Source organism: Enterococcus sp. AZ149 (assembly GCF_051714285.1).
GTDB lineage: Bacteria > Bacillota > Bacilli > Lactobacillales > Enterococcaceae > Enterococcus_D > Enterococcus_D entomosocium.
The window spans coordinates 2,165,359-2,177,461 of record NZ_JBIORO010000001.1 but is presented as its reverse complement, the minus strand read 5'-3'; the positions used below and the strand labels follow the sequence as shown (position 1 = coordinate 2,177,461).

At 46.8% G+C, this 12,103-nt stretch carries 9 protein-coding genes; all 9 read left to right on the top strand.

Annotated features, from left to right (window positions below):
• The first annotated feature begins 2 nt into the window (after positions 1–2).
• The gene (locus tag IGI94_RS10190) at positions 3–1,577 is read left to right on the top strand and encodes a GspE/PulE family protein (RefSeq protein ID WP_008378687.1); all 1,575 of its coding nucleotides are present in this window, start codon (positions 3–5) and stop codon (positions 1,575–1,577) included.
• 91 nt (positions 1,578–1,668) lie between these two features.
• Positions 1,669–2,979: a type IV pilus twitching motility protein PilT gene (locus IGI94_RS10185; protein ID WP_438899694.1), complete on the top strand. Its 1,311-nt coding sequence runs from the start codon at positions 1,669–1,671 to the stop codon at positions 2,977–2,979.
• A 3-nt stretch (positions 2,980–2,982) separates the two neighbouring features.
• The gene (locus IGI94_RS10180) at positions 2,983–4,194 is read left to right on the top strand and encodes a type II secretion system F family protein (RefSeq protein WP_438899693.1); all 1,212 of its coding nucleotides are present in this window, start codon (positions 2,983–2,985) and stop codon (positions 4,192–4,194) included.
• A 74-nt stretch (positions 4,195–4,268) separates the two neighbouring features.
• Positions 4,269–4,784, top strand: coding sequence for a type II secretion system protein (locus tag IGI94_RS10175; protein ID WP_061054314.1), 516 nt, complete (start codon positions 4,269–4,271; stop codon positions 4,782–4,784).
• A gap of 59 nt (positions 4,785–4,843) precedes the next feature.
• Positions 4,844–5,596, top strand: coding sequence for a prepilin peptidase (locus IGI94_RS10170; protein ID WP_008378680.1), 753 nt, complete (start codon positions 4,844–4,846; stop codon positions 5,594–5,596).
• A 108-nt stretch (positions 5,597–5,704) separates the two neighbouring features.
• Positions 5,705–6,733: a type IV pilus biogenesis protein PilM gene (gene pilM, locus IGI94_RS10165; protein WP_438899692.1), complete on the top strand. Its 1,029-nt coding sequence runs from the start codon at positions 5,705–5,707 to the stop codon at positions 6,731–6,733.
• 19 nt (positions 6,734–6,752) lie between these two features.
• The gene (locus tag IGI94_RS10160) at positions 6,753–7,376 is read left to right on the top strand and encodes a hypothetical protein (RefSeq protein WP_438899691.1); all 624 of its coding nucleotides are present in this window, start codon (positions 6,753–6,755) and stop codon (positions 7,374–7,376) included.
• On the top strand, positions 7,369–7,995 hold the full coding sequence (locus IGI94_RS10155; RefSeq protein ID WP_086316318.1) for a hypothetical protein: 627 nt from the start codon (positions 7,369–7,371) through the stop codon (positions 7,993–7,995). Before IGI94_RS10160 ends, IGI94_RS10155 begins: the two co-directional genes overlap by 8 nt.
• Positions 7,996–8,016: 21 nt before the next feature.
• Positions 8,017–12,060 (top strand): pectate lyase-like adhesive domain-containing protein, encoded by a 4,044-nt coding sequence (locus tag IGI94_RS10150; RefSeq protein ID WP_438899690.1) that lies wholly within the window; start codon positions 8,017–8,019, stop codon positions 12,058–12,060.
• Positions 12,061–12,103: the final 43 nt, after the last annotated feature.

Below are 12,103 nucleotides of genomic sequence, written 5' to 3'. Positions count from 1 at the left end.
AGTTGCCGCAATCAAGTGAAAGAACGCCACGTAGAAAACCTAGAAGGCCTCTCAAAAAGTCTGAGAGTAGTCCAAGTTCAACCACCGCTGAGAAAACACAAACAGGCAACCTGTTTGACTTAGAGATCAGCTCAGAGGTTTTGTCCCTGATCCCCCGCTCGTTTGCCAAACAGCACAGCGTCTTTCCATTAGAAAAAAAAGGCAACCGCTTGACCGTTGCGATGGCAAACCCTGGGGATTATGCGGCGATCAATGAAATGCGTTTGATCACTGGGTTATTGATTCGTCCGCAAAAAGCCCACAATGCCGATATCCAACAACTGATCGTTCGCGATTACCCTTCTGAGATCAGTTTGGATGGCTTGAGCGACTCTCTCGTTGAAACCATCGATCCAGAAGGCGACTCAAAATTAGATGATTCGCCAATCGTAAAATTGGTCAATACCCTGCTGCAAGATGCAGTGGATCGGGGCGCCAGTGATATCCATTTCGATCCCCAAGAAAAAGGATTAGTTGTTCGCTTACGGGTCGATGGGGAGCTTCGTACCCATGAAAACTTGCCTAAGAGTATTCAGACTGGTGTTACTTCACGACTGAAAATCATTTCCTCCTTGGATATCACCGAAACACGTGTGCCACAAGATGGTCGGGCAATGATTCGTAACGGGGGCAACGTGGTTGATTTGCGGGTCTCGGTTTTGCCTGTCATTCATGGGGAGAAAGTCGTGATTCGGGTGTTGGATCGCTCCAGTGGCATTCGGCGCCTAGATGAGTTTCGCTTTGAACCGAAGGTATTGGCGACCTTTAAAGCGATTTTGCATAAACCCCATGGAATCATTCTTGTCACAGGACCGACAGGATCAGGGAAATCATCTTCCTTGTATGCGGCGCTGCAAGAGTTGAACACGCCGGAGATCAATATTATCACCGTCGAAGACCCAGTAGAGTTTCAGCTGCAAGGCATCAACCAAGTGGCAGTCAACAGCAATGTCGGTTTGACCTTTTCCGCTGGGTTACGGTCGATCTTGCGACAAGACCCCAATGTCGTGATGGTGGGAGAGATTCGAGATGGCGAAACGGCGGAGATTGCGATTCGGGCTTCCATGACCGGGCACTTGGTATTATCCACCCTGCATACCAATGATTCCGTCAGCACCATCAATCGCTTAGTCGACATGGGGGTAGAACCGTTTCTGGTTGCCAATGCGTTAGAAGGCATCTTAGCTCAACGGCTCGTCCGAACCCTTTGTTCTTCTTGTAAGACAGTAGGACCAGCCAGCGACAAGGACAAGCAGTTATTTGAATCCTATGGCATCACGGTTACGGAACTGGCACAACCCGTGGGCTGTCCAAAGTGTGGCAATACGGGATTCAAAGGGCGAATGGCCGTCCAAGAGCTGTTGACGATCGATGCCAAGCTGCGCCGTATGATCACGAACAAAGCGACCAACGACCAGCTGATGGATTATGTTCAGGAACGAAAGATGCGCTTTTTGTTGGATGATGGGTTAGACAAAGTGCAACAAGGCTTTTCCACCATCGAAGAAGTCTTGAAGGTGGTCGCTGCAGAAGAGTGAGGCGCTGATTGATTTATCGGTGATCCAGGGATCACCGGAGAACTACATACATTGTTTTAGAAGGAAATGCACATAGAAAGGGGCTGGTTTAATGGATCAAACGAGAGTGGCAACACAAGAGCGAGCAACCAAAAGGGCGACGAGAGAAAAAACAGCTCCGACCCGTACCCGCATTCGGGAAAATCGTGAACTGAGAGAAAAAAAACGTGCCCACAGTCGCCAGAGCGATCAAGACCGATCTGTCTCGACGCGGGAGATCATTCAAAAAGCAGAACGGCAATCAGTGACAAAAACGACGACTGCCAGCAGTACACAGGGCGTCAATCGCAACGAAGCGGCGCAATTTGCTGCCATGTCACCTAAAGAGCGGATCGATCATTGGTTGATGATCGCCGTCGAACAAAAAGCATCGGATATCCATTTAGTCGAAGGCGTACCGCCGATTTTTCGTCGCCACGGCGACTTGCTACCGATCGAAGGGGTGCCGACCATCGACACCAAGGATATCGAAGCTATTGCCGAAATCCTTTGCAACGAACGGCAATGGGAGGAATTCAAGGGAAAAGGCGAGACCGACTTGGCCTACGAACTAGGCGACATCTGTCGCTTTCGGGTCAATATTTTCCGCCAAAAAGATACCGTTTCGATCGCCTTGCGGCAGATCCCCATCGAGATCCCGAAGTTAAGCAAACTCGGTATGCCGACCGTCTTGCGGACTCTGATCCATAAAAGCCAAGGCTTGTTCTTAGTTACAGGGCCGACCGGTTCAGGGAAATCAACGACACTGGCTGCGATGCTGGACTATTTGAATGATACCAAAAAGACGCATATTTTGACGTTGGAAGACCCGATTGAGTACATCCATAACCACAAAAAAAGCATCGTTGCCCAGCGCGAAGTCGGCAGCGACACCATGTCCTTTGGCAATGGCTTACGAGCTGCCCTGCGTCAAGATCCAGACGTCATCTTAGTAGGGGAGCTACGAGATTTTGAAACAATCTCGATTGCTTTGACGGCAGCGGAAACGGGACACTTGGTATTAGGAACCTTGCATACGTCAAGTGCCCCAGCGACTATTGAACGGATCGTCGATGTCTTTCCTGTCGATCAGCAGACTCAGATTCGTACACAGCTTGCTGGCGCATTACTAGGGATCTTGTCCCAGCGCTTGCTGCCAACGATCGATGGCAACGGACGTGTAGCAGCAACCGAAATGATGCTCAATACCCGAGGGATCGCCAGCTTGATCCGTCAAGGGAAAACCCACCAGATCCATAATATGTTGCAGATGGGGAAAAACGAAGGCATGCATACCATGAGCGCCTCTTTAGAAGAACTGGTTGCTGCGGAACGGGTCGATGCTGATGTGGCAGATAACTTAATGGAGGAAGGGGGCGAATAGCCGATGGCACTCTTTGCCTATCAAGGCACCAATGTCCGAGGCGAAACGTTTTCTGGCAGCTTGCGTGCCAATTCCTCCGTCGAAGCCCGCCAAAAACTGCGCCAAAAGCACATCAAAGTCAACAGCTTGATCGAACAGCCAGAAACCTTGGCGAATAAAGAGATTCAACTCTTTACAAAAGTTTCGTTAAAACTGCTGGTAGGGTATTTGCGCCAGTTTTCGACATTGATCGCTTCGGGGATCACGATCGTTGATGCCTCACGAATGCTGGAAGAACAGCAAAAAAACCCAAATTTCAAGAGAATTCTCGGTGAAGTTCGGGATGAGATTGATAGCGGACGCCCGCTCTCAGAAGCCTACAAAGATCATCCCAATGCCTTTCCGACACTTCTGACCAGTGTCATCGCTGTTTCGGAGATGTCTGGATCACTGGAAGGAAATTTGAAGGATATGGCGGATTACTATGAAAAAAGCGCCGAAAACCGCAGCGGGATCGTCACAGCGATGGTCTATCCGATTATTTTAGTGATTTTAACCTTTATCGTAGCCATTATTTTATTAGTAACGATCGTCCCGATGTTTGTGGAAGTATTCGAAAGTTTTGACACGGATCTGCCGACGATCACCGTCGCCACGATGGCGATCAGCGAGTTCCTTCAAACCAGAGGGTGGGTTTTAGCCGTCTTGATCGTCGGATTTTTCGTCGGACTGTGGATCGCGCGACGCAATCCAACCTTCGATTTCGCTTTTCAAAGTTTTCTATTACGCATTCCACTAATGGGCGATATGATCACCAAAAACAGTTTTTCATTATTTATGACCACCATGTCGACACTACTTAGCAGTTCCGTTGGTATGGTGACCGCCTTGAATATGAGTCGGGATGTCGTTTCCAATAAATACATCAAGCGAATCATCGATAATTGTGCTTTTCAAATTGAAGAAGGCGGCAAGATGAGCGATGTCTTTCGTGGCAACATGATGGTCCCGATGTTAGTGACCCAGATGGTCGAGATTGGCGAAAGTACTGGTTCCCTAGAGGACATGCTGAAACGATTGAGTATCATCTATCAAAAAGAAGTTGATGAAACCAGTAAACGACTGAAGACGATCATGGAACCGATTGTCATCTTGATAATCTGTGTGATCGTTGGCTTGATCGTTGCGGCGATCATGATCCCGATGTTCGATTTATTCGGTGCGATCCAAGGGTAATGATTTTGGTATTATCAAGCCACCTAGACGGCTTGTTTAATATATATGGAAGAAACAGGAGGAGTAAACACACTATGATTGATGCAATTTTAGCAGAAGAAACAACAGACAATCGATTGAATAAATTATTGAAAGACGAGCGCGGCCTCTCCTTGGTCGAGTTGCTGGCAGTAGTCGTTATCTTAGCGATCATCGCTGGGATCGGGGTTATTGCGATCGGTAACGTAATTCAAAATTCACGGGAAGATGCAGCTGTTGCAGATGTACAACAAGCATTTTCAGCAGCAATATTGTACCAATCAACGAATCGTACATTAAACAATGGAACAGCAGGAGCAGCAAATTTTGATTTGGCAGATGTGATTGAAGACGGCTTGTTGAGTGCAAATGCGTGGACATCAGTGTCAGCAAATGCTCCAGGCACAGTCCAATTCTATGTTTCAGCAGATGGTGAACTTACAATGTTTGTTCCAGGTGATGTTTTGAGAGCAGGGCAAGTAACCAATGATCCTGTGGGAGCAGCAAATGCTGGTTATAGTCAGAGTCAAATCAATGCTTTAACACGAGATGATCTATTTACACGACCTTAAGTCACTAACCTGACCTAAGGTGTATGGCAACTCAACCCCCAGGAAAAAAGGAGTTTTTTATGAACGAAATTTTGCAACAGATCCCAATGGGCCTAATCATTGGTTATCTTTTCATCATAGGAATGTGTCTAGGTTCTTTTTTCCTAGTGGTTGGTTGGCGGGTTCCCAAAAAGGAATCCCTGCTGACTCGCTCGCACTGTGATGACTGCCAACAGACATTAGGTGCAAGGGATCTCATTCCAGTTTTATCATACCTTATTTTAAAAGGCAAGTGCCGTAAGTGTCAAAAAAAGATCCCGCTGATTGCTTTTCTTTATGAAGTGTTGATCGGCATGCTATTTACGGGTACGACCTTGCTGTTTTGGGGCACTGCTGAAGTGATTGCCGCTTGGTGTTTATTAGCCTTATTAGCCATTATTTCTGCCAGCGACATCTTCTATCAGCTGATCCCCAATAAAGTGTTAGCCCCTTTTTTCGCCGGAGGGATCGGTTTACGGTTGATCCAACCGCAAAATGAGTTTTGGTGGTATTGGCTCGTCGGCTTCTTTGCTGGCTTCTTGCCATTGTATCTATTAGCGGAGCTCAGTAAAAAAGGCATGGGTGGCGGCGATATCAAATTATTTGCCGTCTTAGGTGTGTATATCGGCCCAGTGCAAGTCTTGACGGTTTTATTTGTCGCTTCTTGCTTGGCAGTGATCTTTTACGTGATCCAAATGCTACGGGGCAAAGTCAAAAGCCGCTACATTGCTTTTGGTCCCTTTATCGCCATTGCTACCGGCATGGTTTATCTTGGCAGCGGCTGGTTCCTTTGAATTGGGTTGCTGACCTTGACGTTTGCTTGATTAGCTAAGCAAGCGTTGTACATAGAAATAACGTTGGTTCCTTCATATAAAACCAACAAGAAGAAAGCAGGTCCTCGTATGTTTGGCAAAAAAACAATTCCCCGCTTAGTAGGGATCGACATCCAAAAAAACTGCATCCGTTACTGTACCAAAAAAGGTGACCGTCTCAAATACGGCGAGCTGGTTGTGAATGGTACGATTTTTAAAGATGATAAGCTGCGCAATCCTGATAGTCTTGAAGCCGCCTTCAATGAGATTGCCAAACGCTTGGGATTACGCACGATGAGTGTGGTGATCACGGCACTAAATTCTCGTCTGCTGATCAAACAGATCCCAATCGGTAAGATGAACTCGGAAAAAGAGATTCGCGAGTACTTGTATTTTGAATTGGGGGAGTCCATCTCTTTGCCTTTTGAAAACCCGATTTTTGATCTACTGATCCTTGGTAAAGGCAACAAGGAAAAAGCACCAAAAGCACAAAAGAAAAAAGCCAGCAAGAAGGAAGAGAAAGCAGAACCGCAAGCTGTGGTCATCCAGCGGAATCGGTTTACCATCAATGGCAATGTGCCAGTCGTGGTCACATCAGAGCCGATTTTGATTCAACTCGGCGACACATTGAAAAAAGGCGGCCATCAGTTGATGGGCGTCGATTGCAGTTTTCTGGCGTATAGTCGTATGTTTCAGCGACAGATCAACTGGAGTGAAAATTTCGTGCTGGTCGAGTTAGATGCTGGCATCGCCAATATCACCTTTTTTGAAGAATTGGTGCCGACTTACCTGCAGTATGAAGATTATAATCAAGCCAACTGGAAATATATTGAAAAAGCCCAATCTGTGCAAGTGAACTTTAGGGAAAGTGCGGAGATCCAAGCACTGGAAGGGTTAGCAGAAACCTTGAATTCGGTGATTGCTTACTATTATCAGGAAATCTCGCCTGATTGTGAATTGAAAAAAATCTACTTAGTCGGCGGTCATCCAATGCTGCGGAAAGAAGTCCAAGAAATATTTCATGAGTTGTCTTCTTTGCCGGTCAAAACGATTTCCGCAAAAGTAAGTGAAACCAGCAAGAAAAAATTCCCGACCGCTATATCTTGGCTGCGGGATTAGCGACGAAAGAGGTGTAACCATGAACATCAATCTATTGCCTAATAAATTTATCCGTAATCGGGCGTTTGAAGTCATTCTTTCGGTTTCGCTTCTCCTTTCGTTAGTTGTTGTTGGGGTTTGCGGGTTAGGCTTTTGGTATTATCAACGTTTGGTGACTAATTATCAAAGCAATATCATGTCTAGTCAAGCAGAGCGTATCGTCTTTCAGCGCCAGTTAGAAGAGATGCTGGCATCAAAATCACAAGATCTACAAGAATTCATCGCCCTGCAAAAGCAAGAGAAATATTTCACGGCACCTATTATGGAAACCTTTGAGGAAGTGGCAGCGGGGATCGATGTGACCATCAATTCGTATAATTTGCTGCTAAATGGCGAGGGGACAATGTCCGAAACAGCCCAAGACGGTACACCATTGTTTCCTTCGGTGAACTTGGCGGTCCAAGGGGATGTTTATGAAAGTCTGATTCGCCTCAAATCAGCTTTTGAAGCAATCGATTGGGTGCACCATGTGACCTATCAATCCTTCTCTCATAGTTCAACGCCGCAAGATGGGCGCATCACTGTCTATCTCTCACGAATCGATGCACCACAAGTGATCAGTGAAGACAGCGAAGAAGAAAGCGAGGTGGAAGCGGATGACTAAAGTCTTTTTCTCCAAAAAACACATCATCATCTCCGCGGTAATTGCGTTAGTTCTCGCTACCTCAGTACTCATTTTCTGGCTATTTTTACTGAATCCCAAACGTGCCGAAGGGATCGAATTGGCTCAGGAATTAGCTGGGATCGAAGCTGAGATCCGTGACATTCAGGAACAGCTGGTCTACCTGCAAGGGGAACCAGACCTTCTTTCTTCAGAGACGGTCAATGAGGTGCCAATCATTCCCAATGGTATGGCGATCGAGTCTTATTTTACCGATCTCGCTGCCCTTGAAACGGAATTGCCGATCACGATTTTGCAATCGACCTTTAATGAGGAGATGCTTTACCCTACACCAGAACAAATGGCGGATCAGACTGGTGACAATCCTTTGGCTACGCAATTTCGGGTCACAAGGATCGGCTTTGACCTCCTGAGTGAGACGAATGAAGGAATCGTGCGTTTTATTGATCGGATGGAAAACCTGAATCGCTTTTTAAAAGTTGAATCAGTCGAATATCGGCAAGGAAGCAATACGTCAGGAGCAGATGCGTTTTCGGCAAGTGTCGTTATCAAGCTGTATTATCTATCGAGCTTTGAAACGGGACAAGAACTGTTGGAGTAATCAAAGGAAAGGGGTGCCTAGATGAAATCATTTACTGTTCTAGCGACTGTCTCGAAAATCAAATTGGCTACCGCTGCATTAGGGGGCTTTATCGTAATTTCTATCTTGTATGCGGTCTTTGCTATCCATGGTGGCAATTCTTATGAAGTGTCCGGTCACTTTGACCCAGAAACAGGACAATATGTATTGACGATCGAATCGGAACAAGCCGCTGGCGAGACGCTTTTCTTGATGGCAAATCATGAAGCGCTGGTGTCATTAGAAATGTTTGAAATGCTTGAGCTTGAGGAAGCGACCTTGCATCCAGCTGAACAAGAGGGTGTTTATGGTGTGGCGATCGAAGTGGCGCCTACGGAAGAAACGTTGTCCTTGGCATTACCAGTTTCTTTAGGAGAAGAAGAAGCCATCGAATTTGTCCTTAAGCGGGGAAATCGGACGCTGCAAAAAATCGCTCCGCCTTCTCTCGAGGAACGACAAGCCTTGCGATTGGAAGCTGACAAGGCTGTAGAAGAAGTAGCCTTGCTTGACATTCAGCAGCAGGAAACCAATGAGTCAGCGGCAGTCGAACTGCTTTCAGAACGGGCGACGCAAGGAGAGCGTGCCGAAGTTTCGGACTATCAAGCGCTGCGGGCTGCTTTTAGCGATTCATCGATCTCTGAAATCGTGTTTCTCGCTGACATTACCGCTGATTATACGGATGAGGCCAACAATCGTTTAACAGCGTTGGATCGGTCGGTGTCCATCGATGGGAATGGCTTTACCTTAACCACACCGAAGCGTTTCAACACGAACGGGACACCAAACTATAGCACGAATCCTACTGGACGTTTCTTTGAACTGACGACTACCCATGATCATCAGCCAGCGGTCTTTGAGTTGAAAAATATGACGATCGATTTTCAGGGAAACAATCTAGGATTAAACGCGTTGATCTATCAACAATCGTTGGCAGCCTCAGCTTTTTGGACGGTCAAAATAGAAAATATCGAGGCAAAAAGTGGTGTGCTAGAGGGAAGTACAGGCAATAATTTCCTTTATTTGCAACAAGGAAATCTCGAGATTCGCGGAACGTTCCATTGGGTGGCTCACAGGAACCCAGCCGCGGGCAACAGTTCAGATACTGGCAGCTTTAATGTCAAAAGTGTCTTGATCACAGATGAGGCGGATGTCAAGATCTCAAATACGCAGCCGATTTTTCGGCTTCATCCAAATAACAACAACATTTCAACCTCGTTTCGGGTCAATAAGGGTTCCGAAGTAGACCTCTACAGCGTCCAGCGACAAGTAATTTGGGCGAATATGGAAAATCGCACAAATGAGGTGATTTTTGAAGTCGATGGTGAAGGCACGGTCTTAAATGCCTCATCACAAATGGAGTTAGCGGGAGCTGACGGTGCAATCATTTCCTTGATTGGACAACGGGATGAGACGCAAAATAAGTTTTCCCGTACCATTATTTCTGGTGGGGCGGTCGTAAATTCGTATTCTAGAGCGCCTGCTCCCACGAATGGTGTACCGCAAGGAACCCCTTCTTTTGTCAATCAAATTTCAAAAGCGGGAGCGACCACCAAACTCGGTGGCAATGTGACGGTGACGGGAGAAGGGTCGCAGTTCAATCTGTTTGGCGATGGGCAAAATCATGACTATGCTTCTGTCATGCGGTTTCGCTTAGTAGGGGAACAGACCTTTGTGCTTGCCGACCAAGGGAGAATGAATATCGTCAAATACCATGGCAATGCGGCTGCAGTGCGGATGTACGGGCGGAACAACGAGTTCTATGTGGAGTCAGCTGGCCAATTGAACATCTTTAACCATGCCGGCACCAGGACTGCGGCAGATGACGGCATCTATATTGATGAAACAGGCTTTGCCGTATTCGATCAGTACAATGATGAAGAACGAGAATTTGATCCGTCAGCCGCTTCCACCATTACTGCCAGTAATGGTGCAGATAGAGCAGGTCGACAAGGGATTCAGTTTCCCCTTGATAGCAGTGGAACCTCGGTCTTTAATGCAAAAGATGAAAACAGTCGAATTCATATTTATGCTCACAGGGGACCAGCAGTTTGGGGACAAAGTGGTGGGTTCGAATTTCTAGCTGGCAAAGATGCTACCTTTCGAATGGAGGGTCATACAAGTGGAGCCAACAATGGTATTATCAGTTCCACCAATGTAAGTAATTTCACTATCGACGAACCACTGTTTTATGACTTCCGAAATAACCGTCCGAATGGCGGACAAGCATTCTCAAACACAAATCGCAACAGTACCTTTACGTCTAATCGTGTTGGACTAGCGGTTTGGGAAAAACGCAACGGAGTGAATCTAGATGGTGATCCGGACAATTTCTGGAATCCATTGAGCTATCAACTAGGCAATGTCAATTTTGCACAAATCGTTAGTCCGCAGCCGGGAGAGCCTTTTTCAAATGAATTCAACAGTACGACTTTTAGGGGCGGAAATGCCTACACGCGATTTTCTGCTAATAATTACCCGCCAATGATCCAGCACTTAGTGACCCCGACCAATGCCGACAAAACCTTTTATGCCAAAGCGGTCGTTCCGTATGAATACACGGGGGCGATTCGTGATGCCTGGGAAGATGAAGTCTGGGTGGAAGTTGCTTTGAAGGACGAAGCAGGCAACCAGCTTGAAACGCAATGGCTTTCCTCCCAATCAACTGTCGATGTTTTTGGGGAGGTGCATAATGGGGTGATCGCATGGACGCGGGACGACTTTTTCAAGACAGGTCAACGTTTTGAAGTGCTGCGTGCCCATCGGGGATTAGACCCTACGATGGAGGGTGTTGACGATTCGATTTTTATTCATGCAACAGAAGAGAGTATTGCCGCTTTGCCTGATGCGGTCGTCGTGGATGTACGACCACCGACTGGTCTGCAAGTGGCAGAGGATCAGGTCTTTAATGAACGGACGACAACAGTTTCGGGGATCATGGATTTTCATTCTCCGCAAGACGACCAGCCAAAAGAGCGCGTCGCCATTTATGCGAGTACCGCGCAAGGATTGATCCGTGATGCTTCAGGTGACCCATATGTCATTACGCTTGATGCCGAACAAGGCAATTCCGTACCCTGGCAGTATCAATTACCTCGTCGCCTTGTTCCTGAAGAGGATGTGTATATCGAATTTTACGCAAAAGATTTCGCAAATGATCGCTACGACGATTTCGTAGGAACCTTACCAGATACGACCACGACGGAACCCAATGGTCAGTTGGGGAGCACGAATCCGTCCGCCAGCGATTATGAGGACTATTTAGGGTATCGTGATGCCATTGGCGATGAACGTTTCCCACCAGCACTATCCTTTGAAGTCACCAGTATTCGACCTTCTGACCCATCGATTACGTTGCGAGTACCGCAAAGCTTTGATCGTGATGAAGAAGGCAATCCGATTATCACAGTGGGTAATCAATTGATCTTGCGGACGATCGTAGAAAGCAACGATGCGCGAAATTCTGGGAAAGACGATATTGAGAATGTTGTCGTGACGTTAGATATCTCGCCGAATTTATTGACGTTCTTAAATGTCGATGCGCTCGTGTACCAAGACAATATAGCCTCGGCTAGTCTTTCTGGCGATCGTATCACGATCCACTTAGAACGACCAATCGCACCGGGGGATCGCATGGAATGGAACTTGACTGCTCGAGTGGATGAACAGGCAGCTGCTGGTAATGTTCTGACCCCGGTAACGATCAACGGAAGAGTTTCGGGGAATCAACCAGAGACGGAAAACATCCTGATAGGGGAAGACAGTCTCACGCTTCAGACCGGCACACGCGCTGTCACTGGTGAGTTGATCAATCTTGCTGTTCATAACAATCAGCTGCAAATTTTTTATTCCAATCTTAGTACCTTTGACGTCTATATGGATGGCACCTTTTATCGAACATACAACGTGCAGCAAAGACCCGTAACGGATTCTGTCACCCTTGACATTCCTGTTCATGACATCCGTAATTTGATTTTTGTGCGCTACAAAGATGAAAATGGCGCAGACCGTGTTTCTTATTGGAACAATATCTGGGACTTCATCGATTAAACGTGAACAACCTGTTTTAAAACAAACAGAAGAAGAACAGTCT